The following is a 17212-nucleotide window of genomic DNA, read 5'->3' on the forward strand; positions in this document are numbered from 1 at the left end:
GAAGTTAGCGGATAACACCCTGGACGCGAACTTCGGCGTCCTTCATCGCTTGTTCAGGGGTCTTTCTGCCGAGTACGGCGGCTAGAATTTCTTCGTATAAAACGCGCTGCACTTCAACCGCGTTCGGAGCTCGATAAGGGGTCAACGCGATCGTAGTGGTCCCTCGCTTCTTGAAATCCTCGTACACATTCAGAGACGGAATTTTTGCCCGCACTGCCGGATCGTCAAGTTGCGACTTCAGCACAAGATTTGTTTCGCCGTTCTCCAGAAAGAGCCTGTAGCCCTCGCCCTTCAGCATCCAATCCAGGAATTTGTAGGCCTCGCTCGGATTATTCGAAAAGGCACTGACAGCCAGCGAAAGGCCGCCGGTCATCTGCTGCTGGTATTTCTCACTTGGAACGGCTGCGTACCCAATTTTGCCCTTCAACGGGCCGTTCTCCATGCCAGCGAACACATCCGACCAGCTGATGAACATCGCGGCTTTTCCCTGCGAGAAAAGCGAGACGCCATCAGGATAATCGAGACCTTCGGCACCTTTCGGCGCAAACGGGAGCACTTCCTTGATTCGCTCGATGGCCCTTGCACCCTGGCCTTCCGAATTGAACACCGGCCGGAGCGCACTGTCCAGCACGCCATCGTCGTCCGGGCCCAGCTTTGTCATGCTCATCAGTCGGGTCGCCCAGTCCCCCGACATGTGAGCATCCTGGCCGCCGAGCAGCAAGATATTGCCAGCAACTTCATCGGTGTGAAGCGCCTCAGCGCATTTTCGATAATCGTCCCAGTTCGTGGGCACCGAAAGACCCTTGGCCTCGAACAAATCCTTTCTATAGACGAAGATCGGAGTCGAAAGCGTCATCGGTATGCCGAAACTTTTGCCGTCATACTTCAGATACTTCAAAGACGCCGGGGCGACGTTTTCGTACTTCAAGGGCGGAAGTGATGGATCATCAGCCTTGATGTCATCAACCGCTTTCACCCACTTGTTGACGAGAAACTGATGAGAAAACATATTGTCCAAGACCAAGAGATCGTAGGTCGAGGAACCTTGCGACATCTCAACCAGGAGCTTTTCATAGTGCTCGTTTTGAGGATTTTCTTCAGCGGTGATTTCCGCATCGGTATAAACCTTCGGGATCACCTTTGCCAGGACGTCGCAAAAAAGCAGATTTGTATTCAGAATGTTGAGGCTTTTGCCGCTAGCGGCACGCGCTCCAGACGAACTGAGATTATAGGCGGCGAACAGAGCAGCAGCAGCCTTCAAGGCCGTTCGGCGGCTCATTTCCCAATGATTGATACCGTTAGACATGTATGCCTCCACCATTGTTCCCGTATGGTTTATGACTGTCGTGACATTCCTGTGCGAGCCAGGTGGCGCCGTCTTCTGCGGCTACCATCTGAAATGCAGCGCCGCTATCGCGGCTATTTCCGTTACTCCATGTGTACTGGCCGTCCCGGCAGCTTGCGTCACCGCAGCCTGATCAACGTAACCATGCAGCCTGCTATCAGACAATGGTAAAATCCAACAAAACATTGGACTAAGTGCTTCTGTCGCGTCACCCGCAGGTCGACGCCCGAATCCTTCTTACCCAGACGGCGGATCGTCTCGGAGGAAACCAACATGCCGGGTTCCTGCGGCATTCCGCCGGCTCAGGGGGAGCTGAAAGTACAGCCAGATCGCGTCGGCAATGATCTCGGCAGGAAAGACGGTGGCGCTTGTAGCTGACAGCGGGCGTATGCATGCTGCGCGTCTGGTGGCGAAAATCCTGGAGCTTGGTTTGTGTCGCGAGCTGCCGCAGTGAGCTTCGTGAACCAGGCCTGCTTCCCCGGGCCTTTCGATTTTCAGAGAGGACGCGCTGCCATTCCTCGTCACTGCATTCGGCGACCGGCCAATATGTGACGATGCCAGTGCTGTTAACAAGAATGCCGGTCCGCCCGTAGTCACTGCTCAATTCAGCCGACACTGGCCAACGTGAGTTCAACGGCGGTGCTAAGGCGTCTCCTTGAGCGAAGACTAGGCGAGCTCCTACGATAGACCTAAGCGGTCTTGTGCCTGAAACCATGGGAAAATGTAACGCGCGGCGCAGGATTTGATGGGCCAGTAAGCAATATCTCGCCTACGCTCCACAACTGCCACCGGTAGGTCCTCCAACGCTGCTTTCCCAGCTGCGAACTCACCCAGAAGCCGACCGAGGTTTTGAGCTAGATTGAGACCGCGGGTCGAAAACCCGACGAGCGAGAAGACGTTGGCTCCAAGCCGCAAGACATGGGGGAGGTGTGATTCAGACATCGCGCAAAACCCCTCCCAGTAGGCCTCCAGGGCGACGTCTTGCTCCGATAACTGCGGGTAGAGGAGTTTCAGTCGGCTGCGAGCGTGACTTTCACCGTAGCGTCTGCTGTTGCCAAGTGCGAACACCGCCCCTCCCGTGATTAACCGGCCCTCGGAATCTAGCCTGCCGAAACCGCCAGACTTACGGCGATCTGAAAAGCACATCTGGGTTTTCAAGATAGATGCCCGAAGCTCTCTGCGCAGCGGCTTGGTTGCAACCTGATAAAGATTAACAGGGATTGCAGAGCGCTGTACTTCTTTAAAGACATCCCCAGTGTAGCCGCCGGTGGCGATAAGGATGATGCTCGCTTTCACCCGCAATTCGCCGCAAACCGCGACCGGCAGGGTGGCCGTTTGTTCGATGCTCTGGATCGACGTATTCTCAAAAATGCGAACACCCGCCTTCATCGCCACCCTTGCAAGGCCCAGCGCCAAGCCGTAGGGGTTGACAGAGCCGCCGGTCGGGTTCGACCAGCCACCGATATAGCCAACGGCGCCAAGGAGGTCGTGAGTGTCAGCGGCGGAGTGCCACTCGACCGGCGCTCCGAAAGCCTTCCATTGTTCATAGGCACGCCGAACTTTTGGCAGTGAGTGTTGTGAGTGCGCCGGCTGCATCCAGCCATTTTGCGCAGACGAGCAGTTGATTTGAAATTCAGCTGCTTGCTGGAAAATCATGTCCGAGCCGGCTACGACGAGTTCGCAAAGAGCCTGCGCTTTCTTCGCACCAAGGATCGACGCAACGTCTGAAGGTGTCATCGTCCCCGGGAAATGTGGGATGCTATTGCCGCCATTTTTTCCGGATGCACCCGCGCCCACAGTTCGCGCATCGACAAGAACAACGCTGGCACCATTTCGGGCTGCATGGATTGCGGCGCTCAGACCACAAAACCCGCCTCCAATCACCAAAACGTCGGCAACTTGGTCTTCTTCCAATGTGGGGAAGCGGATGATCGGCTCGGCGAGGGTCTTGCTCCAAATAACCGATTGCATCGACGGATCGATTGGGTCCGCAATGGACATCATAAAATCCTCTGGCCATTCAAGATGGTGCAGCGCCCTTCAACAATGGCGTGATGAACTGGGGTTCTATGAGGCGCTCGATACCGCGCGGGCCCATATCCTACTTTTTCAACTCAATCGACGCGAACGAAGATTGGCCCCCGTTCGATCACTGGGTCTAGAATACCGGTTGAGAGTTCGTCTGCGGCATCGAAAAGATCAGGGGGGTTTCGGTGTGGTGCGGGGTATTGCAGTTCGGCTTTCATCTCATCGGAATATAAATATGCACCTGCGAGCAACGTGGAGAGGAAATAAAAGGTCTCGTTGTCCTGCGCCTCCAATTCACGAAGCCGGTCCCACATCTGTTCCGAAGGTATCGCCGACAGCCCGCCGAGGATCGCCGTCAGTGTGGCGAAGTGCTTGTCGAGGATTGCCGCCGCGCGGGTGACGAGACTTTCGAATTTTGCGAGGCCGCTACCGGACGGATTTCCGTTAGCGGCCGGTATCAAAGTGTCGGCGACAACCCGCAGCGTTTGCATTTCCAGATCGGTGAAGTTGCGAGGAGGAGCCTGCCGGAGCATGGAAACGGAAAGGCGCTCATTTGTGTGGGCTTGCTGAACAGTAACCATTGTCAATTTGCCTCGTTTAAGGTCGCGATAACCTGTTTTGCGTTGCGCAGCGCGAGCGCCGCAATCGTGCTGGTCGGGTTCGCGGCGCCGCCGGTCACGAATATGCTCCCGTCGGAGATGACCAGATTGGGGACGTCATGAGCTCGGCCATATTCGTCAACCACGGAGGTCTTCGCATCCTGACCCATCCTGCCGGTTCCGAGCAGGTGCCCGGGCTCGCCTTTCAAGTCAGCGATCTCAACGAGCTTCTTTGCCCCTGCCACCTTATGAATTTCAACGAGCTTCCCCATGACGTAACTGCGCATCTTCAACGTATTTTCGCTGTACCGATAACTGATTTTTGGTGCGGGAATACCATCACCATCGCAAAGATCGGGATCCAGCGTAACCCGATTGCTTTCTTCTGGCAGGTCGTCGATATTCGCCCCCCAGAAGATCGCGTTGCGCGCATCCCGAATGACTTGATGGAAGTTCGCACCCCAAAGCGCATCGAATGGCAAAAGCCTGTGGGGGTCGATACCATTGAACAGCAGCCCAGGCGTTGGACAGGCATGCAATTTCGGACCCCGCACGAAGCCGCGAGAACGATCGGTTTCAAAGAACTGCATTGAACTGATGACGGACCCGACAGGACCGCGCCAGGATTCCAGATCCTCGTCATAGTAGCCGATAACGGTGCAGTTTGGGTGCAGCATCAGGTTCTTGCCCACCAGACCGGATGAATTGGCCAGCCCATGAGGATGCTGCTCACTTGCCGAAAGCAGAAGCAGTCTTGGCGTGCCTATGCCATTGGCGCAAACAACGACCTGTTTGGCCCGCGTGTGATACTGCGTTCCCTTGCTGATCCACGCAGCACCCGTCGCAGCACCGCTCTCATCTGTCGTAATCCTGGAAACACGAGCACCGGTGACCAACTTAGCGCCAGCTTTGATGGCCGCTGGCCAATACGCCATGTCGAACGACGCTTTGGCACCTTCGGGACACCCTTGTATGCAGGTGCCCCAACGCGCGCATGCTGCAAGCGAGCCAATCTTCTGGCTGGGGATCGCATTGGCGTGTGGCCACCAATGCCAGCCCAACTCGTTCATGGCCCCGGCGGCTTTCAAGCCAAGCTTGCCGAGGGGCATCGGGGGCAGCTTAGGCGAAAGTCCTTCAGGATAAGCCGTGTCGCCTTCCACGCCGGACACACCGATAAAATCGTCGACCTCGTCGTAGAATGGAGCAAGCTTGTCATAGCTAATCGGCCAATCGTCGGCGACGCCATCAAGAGTACGAACGCGAAAATCCGACGGTGCAAGCCGCGACCAGAGAGCGCTATAGTGGATGGTGGAGCCGCCAACCGCATTGTACATCGATGGTGCAAGATCGGTCTCGGAGACGTTCAAGGGATAATCAGCCGGATTTCCCCGGCGATTTGGTTCAGCCTGCCAATGACCCCGGGCAACGATTTCCCACATGTCGTGGTTGGCGGCATAATCCGACGGAAGCGCGTAGTCTCCCTGCTCCAGACAAATGACCCTGAAACCTGCCACAGCGAGTGTATGTGCGGTTATCGCCCCCGACGGCCCAGAGCCGATAATTACCGCATCATAAACATCTTCTTCCAGAGCCGCGTCCATTGTCCTACCCATATGGTGGCCTCTTGCCACTCGCCGGTCCCCGCTTCCAGCGACCATGGCATTGAGGCGAGCGAAACTGGACTGAGCGTCGTCGCTCAAGCGTTTCGAAGTTCTAATGACGAGTGGACGGTAGCGACAGTCGATCACCGGAGACAATAGAAAAATCTAATCAATCCTTGGACATTTCCGCATCGGCCAGGACCAGGCTCCGCAGGCGGCGACCTGACCGGCCCGATCACTTTCGATTAGGAGGCGATGTCGGCTAAACCAGCCTCAACCGGTGCAGTGACTATTTCTGCCTTGTCAGCGATAGCCGATACCGATCACCGTGAGGGTCAATCGCGAGACGCAACTGTGCATGTATTGGTTTTCGTGTTTTTCTCGATCGCTGAAGACAGTGGTCGACCGTTGGTCCCTCCTCCAGTTGAAGAATTTTGACGGCGCAAAGCCCGCATTCGCCGCGTTGAACAGTCGTAGATCATCTCGATCCCTGCGCTCATCAGCGCATTGAGCAACGACTGGTCCGGCCGAGCCTGTACGGTGACGCCCTTGTTGGCGACCCTGTCTTGAAACGGCATTTCTGCGTCGCCAAAAACCTCGCGGCGCAGTCGGCTGACGGGTCCCGGCCACTTTCAAACCGGTCCGAACAAGGCCGACGCGGGATCGGAGGTGGGATCACGGTTCAGGAAGTGTCGTGCGACCTGACCTCGAAACCAGATGACCGCTAGATCGCCATTTACGCGTCGATGCCAAAATTGTTTGAGCTCGATGGGAGGTATGTAGAACGGTGGCTCCAGAGCTTTGACATTCGCCGTCTGTACAGCGAGCTGAGCAACCGCCCGCGGCACGACGGAAACCATATCAGAATGCGCGATCAGAACCGGCAGGCTCATGTAGTGCGGGGACCGCAGAAGCACGCGTCGCCTCAGCCCGAGATCGAGCATACGCTTCTCGAAGATTTCCTGGCTCCGGCCTTCCGCGGCGACGATGGCATGCTCCGCTTCAAGAAACTGTTCCGCGCTGATTGTTTCGCCAATCCTCGGATGATCGCGCCGCACGATGCAGGCGAAAGGATGGTCGAAAAGCTTCTGCTGGAAAAACGAGGCCTCCGAGAGATCGGGGAAATACCCGACAGCGAGGTCAAGCGATCCGTTCGCCATCGCTTCCTTGAGTTCGTTTGGCTTTAGGGAAAGGCAGCGGATGGACGTGTTCGGAGCCTGCTCACGCAGGACCCGCAGGAGCGCCGGCAACCAAACAAGCTCGCCGATGTCGGACATGCTCACCGAGAATACCCGGTCGGTCGTAGCCGGATCGAAACTCCTCTCTTGCAGGAGTTCACTCCTGATCGTCTGCAGAATCCGACCGATGGGATCGGCGATCGAGTCCGCGAACGGAGTAGGCTGCATGGAGCCCGCCTGCCTCACGAACAATTCATCTTTGAAGAACATGCGCATCTTGTTCAGCGCAACACTGATCGTCGGCTGGCTCATGCCCAATACGCGAGCGGCGAGCGTTACGCTCCGCTGCGCGTACAGCACCTCAAAAACCAGCATGAGGTTCAAGTCGAGCCGCTGAAAATTCATAATTCAAATTATGCCTATTAATAAAATTTGCTAGGCAAATTTTCCAAGGGCGTCTAATTTGGCTTCGTCGGTCGAGGACCCGACACGCTGGGAGGCGCACACCAATATTATTCCGGGCAATACCGATCCGAGGCGCAGTGTTTCGGCCGGAATGCCAAGGACTGCGGAGACCACAGCCACGCCCTGTGGGGGAGGTTATCTGGAACGTGCGTTTCGGGGCCGCGACGGCACCGATAGTCCGTTTCGCTCTGGAGAACGCCGAATATCGGCGTCTTTTGACAGGCCTGATCGAACTTTCTCCCAATCGCGCTAACCGAGGTCGGCTGGCGCCTATGTGGCGCGGAGATCGTCCACAGGATGATCGAAAGCGACCAAAGAAAAGCAGCCGGCCAAAGCGGCAAAACGGTTCTCGCGGTCGGGTCAAGACCGATGCCAGGCCCGGCGCCCTCATGAGACGCGAGCCGACAAACGATAGACGACGGAACGTTCTCGATGCAGCCGGCTGGAGCAACGCCAGGCCCACGCAGCGAGGTCTTGCCGCACCTGCTGAGAGACACGCGGTATCACGTTGAAGGAGCTCCCATGACAGTCCCACAGGAACAGCCCGCCACGGAAGTTCGCCGCGATAACGGCGGAGCTTTGCCAATCTCCGACTTTGACCCTTTTTCGATCGAGTTTTTCAAGGACCCGTTCCCCATCCATGAGGAACTGCGGGAGTGCGGCCCGTTATTCTACCTCTCGAGATATGGCATCTATGGAGTTGCCCGGTACGAGCAGGTCCATCAGGTCCTTATGGATTGGCAAACGTTCTGTTCGAGCCGCGGCGTCGGCCTGGCGGACTTCGCCAAGGAAAAACCGTGGCGGCCGCCGAGCCTCGTTCTTGAGAAGGACCCGCCCGAGCACGACCGGGCGCGAAAGATACTTTCGAAGGTTCTTTCCCCGGTAACGGTGAAGAAGCTAAGGGAATCTTTCGAGGCCTCCGCGGAACGCACGGTCGACGCGCTGCTCGTCAGGGGTCGCTTCGACGGGGTTCGGGACCTGGCCGAAGCCTACCCAATGTCCGTATTTCCCGATGCCGTGGGGCTGGGCGCGGAAGGCCGGGAACACCTGCTCCCGTACGCGGGATTGGCGTTCAATGCATTCGGGCCTCCCAACGAGCTGCGAGACCAGGCAATCGCTAAGGCCACTCCGCATGTCGCATACGTGACGGAACAATGCCGTCGGGAAAATCTGGCCGGCGCGGGGTTTGGCGCCGAGGTTCATGCGGCCGTCGATGCCGGCCAGATAACGTCCGAAGAGGCTGTGCTCCTCGTGCGGTCCCTGCTGACAGCAGGCATCGACACCACTGTAAACGGAATAGGAGCCGCGCTGTACTGTCTCGCGCGATTCGATGACCAGTGGGAAGCGTTGAGGTCCGAACCGCAACTCGCCAGGAATGCCTTCGAGGAAGGTATCCGGTTTGAGTCTCCCGTTCAGACTTTTTTCCGGACCACCACTCGTGCAGCGGAAGTCGGAGGCCATGTCATTCCCGAAGGCTCAAAGGTCCTTATGTTCCTTGGTGCCGCAAATCGGGATGGCCGAAAATGGGAGCGGCCCGAACTCTATGACATTCGCCGCGTCACGAGTGGGCACGTCGGATTCGGTGCGGGCATCCACATGTGCGTTGGACAACTCGTGGCACGGCTGGAAGGCGAATTGATCCTCAGCGCGTTGGCCCGGAAGGTCAAGCGCATCCGGATCACCGGGGAGCCGGTCCGAGCTTTTAACAACACCTTGCGCGGGCTGCGAAGCCTCCCAATGGAAATCGAATGATCCGGAGCATCCAATGCGGGTAATATTTGTGTCGCCTGACGGAAGCGAGCGCAGCATCAGCGTGCCGGAGGGTATGAGCATCATGGCGGTTGCTACGAGCAACGGCATTGACGGCATCGTTGGGGAGTGCGGAGGGAATGCGATGTGCGCAACCTGCCACGTATACATCTCTGACGAGCGCCTCAAATCACTCTCGGAAGAGGAAGACGAACTTCTGGAAGGCACCGCTGAAGAACGGACGTCGGAAAGCCGGCTTGGCTGCCAGATCAAGCTGACGGGCGACCTCGATGGGCTGCGGATCCGTCTCCCGGCGCGTCAGGTATGACCGAACGCATCGTCATCGTCGGAGCCGGACAGGCCGGATTCCAGCTTGTGCTTTCCTTGCGACTGGCCGGGTACGGAGGGGCGATCGTCCTGGTAGGCGACGAGCCTGGCCTTCCGTACCAGCGCCCGCCGCTGTCGAAGGCCTATTTGCTCGACAAGCTTCCGCTCTCCGAACTCGTCTTCCGCCCGGAAGACTTCTTCGTCGAGAACCGTATCCAGCGCATTGCCGCCACCGCCACGGCCATCGACCGCAAAAGCCGGCGCGTCCTACTCGATCGCGGGGACGCGGTGGAGTACGACCGGCTCGTTCTCGCCGTGGGGGCTTACCGCCGGGAACTGCGAGTGGAGGGCGCGGATCTCGAACGGGTCCATGGCCTGGCGACACTGGGCGACGCGGACAGGTTGAAGAGTGCGCTCCGGAATGGCTGCCGACAGACGGTCATCATCGGCGCGGGCTTTATCGGGCTCGAATTCGCGTCCGTCGCAAGACACTTGGGGCTGGACGTCACTGTTGTGGACGCCGCTTCCCGTGCCATGGTCCGAGCGGTCAGTCCGGCAGTGTCCGCTTATTTCGAAGCGCATCACTCACAGCAAGGCACTAGACTTCTTTTCGGAGAAGGTGTCGGCCGTATCACCAGATTGGGCGGAACGGTTACGGGTGTCGAAACATCATCCGGCCAGCTCCTGCCTGCGGACTGCGTCGTCACAGGCATCGGCGTCATACCCAACGACGTGCTCGCGCGCGATTGCGGGCTAGAAGTGGATAATGGCATCATCGTGGACGGGCAACTGGCCACGGGCGATCAGAATATCTTCGCGATCGGGGATTGCTGCAACTTCCTGTTCGGTCCTGCGGGTACGCGGTGTCGGCTGGAGTCCGTTCAGAATGCGACTGACCAGGCGCGGCTTCTCGCCGCGCGGCTGGCAAAAGGCGAACACGCGCAATACAGCGCCGTTCCCTGGTTCTGGTCGGATCAAGGTAACCTGAAGCTTCAGATTGCCGGGCTCGCCGCAGGATGCGACGAATTCGTCGAACTGCGGGAAGCCAACGGCCTCTCGGTTCTGTGCTTTCGAAAGGGCGTGCTCGCCGCAGTGGAATCGATTAACCGGCCGGCAGACCACATGGCCGCGCGCCGCCTCCTGGCTTCCGTCGGCCGGCGCCCGACACCTGCGGAAGCTGGGCGGGACGGCTTTGTGCTGAAGCGCTTCACTGCTGATGCAACCGCGCAGAACATGACGGAGTAGCGATGCTGCACATTCGGCTTGGGGGTAGTTGCCTCAGCTCTGGAATGGTGCTTCTCGCAATTTCGCTGGTCGTTCTGTGAGCAGGAGCTTGCGCGCCGCCATCTCCGCGATGGCATGCTTGTCGCAGCCGCGAACACGAACGTCAGCGCGATTCCCTCGAGCGGTTCCTTTAAGTGTTGGTAGACATATCTCACTTTCGATAAGCCGTGATCACCTTGCGGATCGCATCGGCTATCTGCCCGAGATGATGGTCCTCCATTCTGTCCGTCCACCACATGCAGATGGTTTCTCGGCAGGCACGCTCGGCCACCGGACAAAGTTCGGTGTCAAAGTCATCCTTGCGAACGCCATCGAGGGTGAACGGCAGGCCCGAACTGCCGAACGTTTTGTGTTCCCTGATCAAGGGATATCGATAGAGGGGGATCTGACCGGGATAGCCGATGAAACCGTCGATGCCCTCGGCCGTCAGGGCTTTCATGATTTCCGGGATCGGCCGCGACAATCTTTGGGGATCCAGGCGAAATGAATAGAAGAAATAGACGCCGGTTGTCCCTGGCAACGGTAGGACCGGAATGACATCGGTACCGGAAAGCAGCGCGGTCAGCCTGTCGGCGGCGCTAACCCGCGCCTTGACAAACTGGTCCAGCTTTTTCAGCTGCGCCAGGCCCACCGCAGCTTGCAACTCCGTCATGTGGTAGTTCGGCGCGAGAAACAGATGGTCGCGGCCTCCCCTTTCGCGCGGCCATCCCTTGTCGCTGCAATGTCTGAGCCCGCGCCCGAAACGCTCGTCCTCATTGCTGATCACCATGCCGCCGTCGCCAGTGGTCATGTGTTTCGACTGCTGGAAACTGAAACAGCCGAGATTACCCAAGGTGCCGCACAGCTTTCCCTTGTACAAGGCGAGATGAGCTTGTGCGCAGTCCTCGATGACGAAGAGGTTGTGTTTCTTCGCGATCGCCATGATCGCATCCATGTCCGCCGGATGACCGTAGACGTGCGTGACGATGATCGCGCGGGTACGCGTGCTGATGTTCCGCTCGATGGACGCCGGGTCGATGTTGTGGGTCTGGGGATCGACATCGGCAAAAACCGGGATGGCGAGTTGGGAAATGATGGGAATAACGGTGCCGACATCCGTCACCGGGGAGAGGATGATCTCGTCACCAGGTTCGGGATTGAGATAGATGACGGCCGTATGAAGTGCCGCCGTCCCGCTGCTGACGGCGACCGCGTGGTGGACACCATATCTCGCCGCAAATTGCCTTTCGAACTCACCCGTTTTCGGACCGACGAGAAAGGAAAGGCTGCCCGACTTGAGCACGTCTGACAACTCTTTCATCTCTTCGTCGCCGAGCGTGCGCCCGGATGCATCGCGAAAGCTCGGAAGGGTTCCCTCGATGGCGCGCGGACCGCCATTGATAGCCAGATCTTGCATTGCGATATCTCTTTTCGGGTTCTGGAACATTTGTTTGCCGGTCCACTGGGGGCTGATGAAATGCCTAGAGGCCGAGGAAGTTGGCCATGAGTTGAAGCTGATGCTCAAGCATGTGCCGGCCGAGATGGATCCTGCAGCCGATGCCGCGAGCAGCCTCGAGAAGCGGCGTTATCTCGGGCTCCATGATGACTTCGGCCACCACCATGTCTGGCGACAGCATGGCGGTGTCGAGCGGAAGCGGGTCGGATTCCTTCATGCCCAGCGTCGTGCCATTCACGACGAGGTCGTGGCCGACCGGGTTTGCGGACCCCAGTCGCACGTCGATGCTACCGTGCGCATCGACCAGTTTTTCGCGCAGCGCCCCGATCTTGGCCTGTGTGCGGTTGGCAAGGGTCAGACGCCGCACGCCTGCTTCGACCAGTGCAAAGGCAATCGCATTCGCGGCCCCTCCTGCGCCGACGAGGTAGGCAGACTTGCCCTCCAATTCGACGCCAGCGTACCGCAGCCCTTCCACAAAACCGATGCCGTCGAGCTGATCGCCAATGATCCGCCCATCCGTATCGCGCCGCAGGACGTTCGCGGCGCCAACGGCGCGAGCCCGCGGGCTGACCTCATCGCAAAGCCGGATGATCGCTTGCTTGTGCGGCACTGTGACGATCGCTCCGTCGAAACTCTTGACCCCCCGTAGTCCACCAACAAGAGCCTCCAGATCCGCCGGCGCTACATTCAGCGGCACCATGACCGCATCCGCGCCCCTCAGCCTCGCGATGCGGTTGATCTCAGGGGGCGCTTTTACGTGTTCGGTTGGATGCGCGAGAATCCCAAGAAGACGCGTCTTCCCGGTGATCTCGATATTTTGGCGCTCAAGATTCGACAGCATCTAAGGCAAGTCCCTTCCGCAGTCCGCGCAGTTTCTGGATGCAGGTCCGTGCTGGGAGCGGCGCGCCGTTTCTGGTGCCGTCCGTGTCGTCGGTGTGCACGGCACTGGCAACGTCACCTGCCCCAGTTCAGAGCTATGGGATCGACGCTACGCGCGAGTTCGAGCAGGCCATCGCGCGTCGCCGGATGCAGGGGTTTCAGTGGATGCCTGACATGATCGGATTTGATGACCTTGCCTTCAGCCATGACGGTCTTTGCCGCCCGCAAGCCGCATTGTCGGTTTTCATAGTTGATCAGCGGCAGGATACGCTCGTAAGCCTTCATCGCATCCTGCCTGTTGCCGTCGCGATGATGCTGGATGACCGGGCCGATGAGGTCCGGAAGCAAGGCGCTTGACATGACGCCGGTGGCACCGGCGTCGAGATCGGCCATCAAGGTGATCGCTTCCTCGCCATCGAAGGGTCCCTCAATCGCGTCGCCACCCCTCTCGATCAGGTCACGGAGCTTGCCGGCCGTGCCCGGCACCTCGATCTTGAAATAGCGTACCAGAGGGAGGGACCGCGCCAGACTGACGAGGAATTCGACTGAGAGGGAAACGCCACTCAACGGCGCGTCCTGGATCATGATCGGCAAACGTGCCGCGTCCGCGACCCCAGCGAAATGCTCCAAGATCGAAGCTTCATCGAGCTTAATACCGGCGCCATGATAGGGTGGCATCAACATGATCAGGCTGGCGCCGCAATCCGCCGCATGGCGTGCGCGCTCGCTGGCGATCCCGGTGCTGAAATGGCTGCAGGTGACCATAACGGGCACGCGGCCCGCCACATGCTCCAGGCATAGTTCCGTGAGTTGTTTCCGCTCGTCGTCGGACAGCAGGAACTGCTCTGAATAATTGGCCAGGACGCATATGCCGTCGACCTTCTGATCGATCATGCAATCCAGAACGCGGCGCTGACCGTCAATATCGATTTCTCCGGTTTCCGTGAAGGGCGTCGGCGCGACTGGAAACAGGCCCGAATACGGTTGATCCTTAGCCATTTTCGAAAAATCCCCCAAGGCACCCTTTTGATTCAAAGTCTTCTCTTGACTTTCAGTCGTTTAACATAAATGATTTTTGCACGCAATACTCATTAATGGAGATGAAGGTGCCAATTTCTCAGTCCGCTCCGGCCATCATCCGACTGCATGACGCCGACAATGTCGCTGTCGCCACGAGGCGGATAGAAGCGGCCGAAGACCTCGGCGGGATTGTCGCGGAGGCAATAATCCCTAGCGGCCACAAGCTTGCGTTGCGCGCCATCCGCGAAGGCGAGCCGGTGACCAAATATGGACAGGTCATCGGCCGGGCGAGCACCGATATCCGACCCGGCAGCCATGTCCATCTGCACAATCTCGCAATGCTCGACAGCGCGGTTTCGCATGAATTCGCCGTCGATGGCGGGCAGACGCCTTTGCTGCCCGAAGACCAGCGCAGGACCTTCCGGGGATATCAGCGTACGTCGGGGCTGGTCGGCACCAGGAACTATATCGGCATCATCACCTCGGTGAACTGCTCGGCGACGGTGGCTCGCGCGGTCGCCGATCATTTCAAGACGAACGGCTTCGGCCAATTCACCAATGTCGACGGCGTTGTGGCTCTCACTCACGGTACGGGATGCGCGATCCCCACCAACACCGAGGGATACCAGTATCTGCGACGAACGCTGAGTGGCTACGCGAGGAACCCGAATTTCGCCGCCATCCTGATGATAGGGCTCGGCTGCGAGACCAACCAGATCAGCCACCTCGTCAAGGCCTTCGACCTGGAGGAGGGCCCAATGCTGCGGACCATGACGATCCAGCAGCTTGGCGGCACGCGCAAAACGATCGAAGAAGCGATTGGCATCATTCGCGAGATGCTGCCGGCCATCAACGACGAGCAACGGACGACCGTTTCGCTTTCCGGCATCAAGCTGGCGCTTCAGTGCGGCGGATCCGACGGCTATTCCGGCATCACCGCCAACCCGGCGCTCGGATATGCCGCCGATCTTTTGGTCAGGCATGGCGGCACCGCTGTGCTCAGTGAAACGCCCGAAATCTACGGCGCCGAACATCTGCTGACGCGCCGCGCGGCGACACCGGAGATCGCCCGCAAGCTGATGGCGCGAATTGACTGGTGGCGCGACTACACCGCGAAGAACGGCGCTGAGCTCAACAACAATCCCTCGCATGGCAACAAGGAGGGCGGCCTGACCACGATCCTCGAGAAGTCCCTGGGGGCGGTCGCCAAGGGCGGATCGATGCCGCTGCGAGAAGTCTATGAATACGCCGAACCGATCCGGGAACCCGGATTCGTCTTCATGGACACGCCGGGCTACGACCCGGTCGCCGTCACCGGACAGGTCGCAGGCGGGTGCAACCTGATCGTGTTCACGACAGGTCGCGGCTCCGTTTCCGGATTCAAGCCGGCGCCTTGCATCAAGGTTGCCACGAACAATGCGATGTTCGAGCACATGAGCGAGGACATGGACATCAATTGCGGCGGCATCATCGATGGAAGCGACAGCATCGCCAAGGCAGGCGAGCGCATTTTCGAAAAGATTGTTGCCGTCGCTTCGGGCGAACGCACGCTGAGCGAAGGCTACAATTATGGTGACTCCGAATTCGTCCCTTGGCAAATAGGGGCGGTAACCTGACGTCTCGGAAGGGGTCGCATGGGGCATCGCCCGCTCGCTTATGAATCCATCGCCGACATCCTCAGAAGGGCTGTCCTCGGCGGATCCGTTCCAGAAGGCACTGTCTTGCTCGAGGGACCGATTGCCGCCCTCTTTGGCTCCAGCCGGTCGCCGGTCAAGCAGGCGCTTGCCACGCTGGAGGCAGAAGGGCTGGTGCGGCGGTTTGAGGGCCGCGGCGTGCTGGCGGGAAACGGCGGGCCGCCGCTGCGGCTGAAGATAACGGGCGAGATGCTCGATCTTGAAGCGCCGAAGAACGCCAAGGCCTTCGCCTGGCAATCCTACTATTACGACTTCGAGGAAACGGTCGTCCTGCGCGCGGTGTTTGGAAGCTGCCGCATCAACGAGCTGGCTCTGGCGCGCCACTACAAGGTGGGCAGGACCGTTGCCGGAGACATTCTGAACCATGCGGCGAAGAACGGCATCGTGATAAGCGACGAGAAATCCCGGTGGTGGATAAATCCGCTCGACGAGCGCCGATTCCAGGATTTGTATGAAATACGGCTGTTGCTCGAGCCGGCTGCTCTGCGCACCGCGATGGCCCGCATTCCTTCCGACGCACTTTCCGAAATGCGCCGGCGCCTGACGCAGGCCTCGGCAAAATTTCCGCTGGTGGAGCCGGCCGAACTGGATCGGCTCGAGGAGGATCTGCATGTGAATCTGCTGCAGTACAGTTCCAATTCCGACATACTGGAAACCCTCGTCCGCACGCGCGGCATCCTCGTCGCGGGCAAGCACATCCAGAGGGCGGTGCGGGGCAGTTTGCCGATCGACGCCTTCATGGACGAGCATCTGGAAATCATGGACGCCATCGATGCTGGCAACGTCGCTTCGGCGCAGAGCGCGCTGGGCGAACATCTGCAGCGGTCGAGCGACAAGGCCGTTGAGCGCTTGCGGGCGTTTCGCAAAATCAGCGTTGTGTCGCATATGTCCTATCTGATCGATTAGCGCCGGGACACACAGGCATCGCCGCTCAGTCGGCCTTCGGGCCGGAGTGGGATTCCTGAATTATCTGGTCCTTGATGATCTCTCGCAACGTCTGCGCCAGGTTCGGCGTGGCGCTGGAGCAGCAAACGAGAATGGAACTGGTTGGCTCCTGTAGCGACATGTAGCCGTGTTTCATGGTGCTATCGAGATAGACGCTATCTCCCTGCTCCAGATCCATTGGCTCATAATACTCGCTGTAGAGACGCACCTTGCCACTCAGGACGAGCATGAATTCCTCGCCCACATGCGCGGTCAGTGGCCCCATCTCCTCGGGGGTCATCGCCTGCACCTCGATATAGATCGGGATGATGCGCTTGTGCGCCACGTCGGCGGACAGGTAGCTGTAGCTGTAATGCTGGCGATCAAGCCTCTGGCCTTCGAAATTGCGGCTGATGCTGCGCCGTGCAACCACAAGCGGTGGCGTGGGCTCGCTGGGCGGCGAATTCAGCAGATCGCCGATCTCGACACCAAGGCCGTGCGACAGCTTCAATATGGTGTCGAAATTCGGTGAGATGTGACCGTTCTCGATCTTCGACAATGTCGAAGTGGCAATGCCGGTCATGGAGCTGACTTCGGCCAGCGTCCATCCATGATAAGCGCGCCGTTCCTTCAGCAATTTTCCAAGGTCTTTGGTTTGTTTGTTCATATCTTGCCGTCGTTTCC

The 17212-nt window shown here is 58.8% G+C and carries 14 protein-coding genes; 5 read left to right on the forward strand and 9 right to left on the reverse strand.

Translation table 11 applies throughout. The features are described 5' to 3' along the window. Window positions 1–4: 4 nt before the first annotated feature. The 5 genes from LB568_RS06735 to LB568_RS06755 form a co-directional block, all read right to left on the reverse strand. Window positions 5–1306 carry an ABC transporter substrate-binding protein gene (locus tag LB568_RS06735; protein WP_224620508.1) on the reverse strand — a complete coding sequence of 434 codons (1302 nt, stop codon included), beginning with the start codon at window positions 1304–1306 and terminating at the stop codon, window positions 5–7. Between the two features lie 717 nt (window positions 1307–2023). Beyond that, entirely contained in the window at window positions 2024–3346 is a 1323-nt protein-coding gene (locus LB568_RS06740; RefSeq protein ID WP_224729656.1) for an NAD(P)/FAD-dependent oxidoreductase, read from the reverse strand. 113 nt (window positions 3347–3459) lie between these two features. Further along, window positions 3460–3954: a hypothetical protein gene (locus LB568_RS06745; RefSeq protein ID WP_224729657.1), complete on the reverse strand. Its 495-nt coding sequence runs from the start codon at window positions 3952–3954 to the stop codon at window positions 3460–3462. Between the two features lie 2 nt (window positions 3955–3956). Next, on the reverse strand, window positions 3957–5573 hold the full coding sequence (locus tag LB568_RS06750) for a GMC family oxidoreductase (RefSeq protein ID WP_224729658.1): 1617 nt from the start codon (window positions 5571–5573) through the stop codon (window positions 3957–3959). 632 nt (window positions 5574–6205) lie between these two features. After that, entirely contained in the window at window positions 6206–7126 is a 921-nt protein-coding gene (locus tag LB568_RS06755) for a LysR family transcriptional regulator (protein ID WP_224620615.1), read from the reverse strand. Window positions 7127–7738: 612 nt separating this feature from the next. Between LB568_RS06755 and LB568_RS06760 the strand changes: the two genes are divergently transcribed. From LB568_RS06760 to LB568_RS06770, 3 genes are read left to right on the forward strand one after another with little or no spacing between them, the layout of a single operon-like run. Next, window positions 7739–8968, forward strand: coding sequence for a cytochrome P450 (locus tag LB568_RS06760; protein WP_224729659.1), 1230 nt, complete (start codon window positions 7739–7741; stop codon window positions 8966–8968). Window positions 8969–8981: 13 nt separating this feature from the next. Beyond that, window positions 8982–9293 carry a 2Fe-2S iron-sulfur cluster-binding protein gene (locus tag LB568_RS06765; protein WP_224620513.1) on the forward strand — a complete coding sequence of 104 codons (312 nt, stop codon included), beginning with the start codon at window positions 8982–8984 and terminating at the stop codon, window positions 9291–9293. Continuing rightward, window positions 9290–10537, forward strand: coding sequence for an NAD(P)/FAD-dependent oxidoreductase (locus tag LB568_RS06770; RefSeq protein ID WP_224729660.1), 1248 nt, complete (start codon window positions 9290–9292; stop codon window positions 10535–10537). The genes LB568_RS06765 and LB568_RS06770 overlap by 4 nt, the downstream gene beginning before the upstream one ends. A gap of 190 nt (window positions 10538–10727) precedes the next feature. Here LB568_RS06770 and LB568_RS06775 read toward each other — a convergent pair whose 3' ends face one another. From LB568_RS06775 to LB568_RS06785, 3 genes are all read right to left on the reverse strand, one after another. Further along, complete coding sequence (locus LB568_RS06775) at window positions 10728–11972, reverse strand: DegT/DnrJ/EryC1/StrS family aminotransferase (protein WP_224620515.1); 1245 nt, start codon at window positions 11970–11972, stop codon at window positions 10728–10730. 64 nt (window positions 11973–12036) lie between these two features. Further along, the gene (locus tag LB568_RS06780; protein WP_224729661.1) at window positions 12037–12852 is read right to left on the reverse strand and encodes a shikimate dehydrogenase family protein; all 816 of its coding nucleotides are present in this window, start codon (window positions 12850–12852) and stop codon (window positions 12037–12039) included. 113 nt (window positions 12853–12965) lie between these two features. Continuing rightward, window positions 12966–13889, reverse strand: a complete 924-nt coding sequence (locus LB568_RS06785) for a dihydrodipicolinate synthase family protein (RefSeq protein ID WP_224620517.1) — start codon at window positions 13887–13889, stop codon at window positions 12966–12968. 113 nt (window positions 13890–14002) lie between these two features. Between LB568_RS06785 and LB568_RS06790 the strand changes: the two genes are divergently transcribed. Both LB568_RS06790 and LB568_RS06795 read left to right on the forward strand, forming a co-directional pair. Then, window positions 14003–15526, forward strand: a complete 1524-nt coding sequence (locus tag LB568_RS06790) for a UxaA family hydrolase (protein WP_224620616.1) — start codon at window positions 14003–14005, stop codon at window positions 15524–15526. A gap of 18 nt (window positions 15527–15544) precedes the next feature. Continuing rightward, on the forward strand, window positions 15545–16510 hold the full coding sequence (locus LB568_RS06795) for a GntR family transcriptional regulator (protein ID WP_224620518.1): 966 nt from the start codon (window positions 15545–15547) through the stop codon (window positions 16508–16510). 25 nt (window positions 16511–16535) lie between these two features. On the opposite strand, the gene LB568_RS06800 is transcribed toward LB568_RS06795, so the two are convergent. Further along, on the reverse strand, window positions 16536–17195 hold the full coding sequence (locus tag LB568_RS06800; RefSeq protein WP_224620519.1) for a helix-turn-helix domain-containing protein: 660 nt from the start codon (window positions 17193–17195) through the stop codon (window positions 16536–16538). Window positions 17196–17212 lie beyond the last annotated feature (17 nt).

The sequence above is a fragment of the Mesorhizobium sp. B263B2A genome (genome assembly GCF_020165775.1).
GTDB lineage: Bacteria > Pseudomonadota > Alphaproteobacteria > Rhizobiales > Rhizobiaceae > Mesorhizobium > Mesorhizobium opportunistum.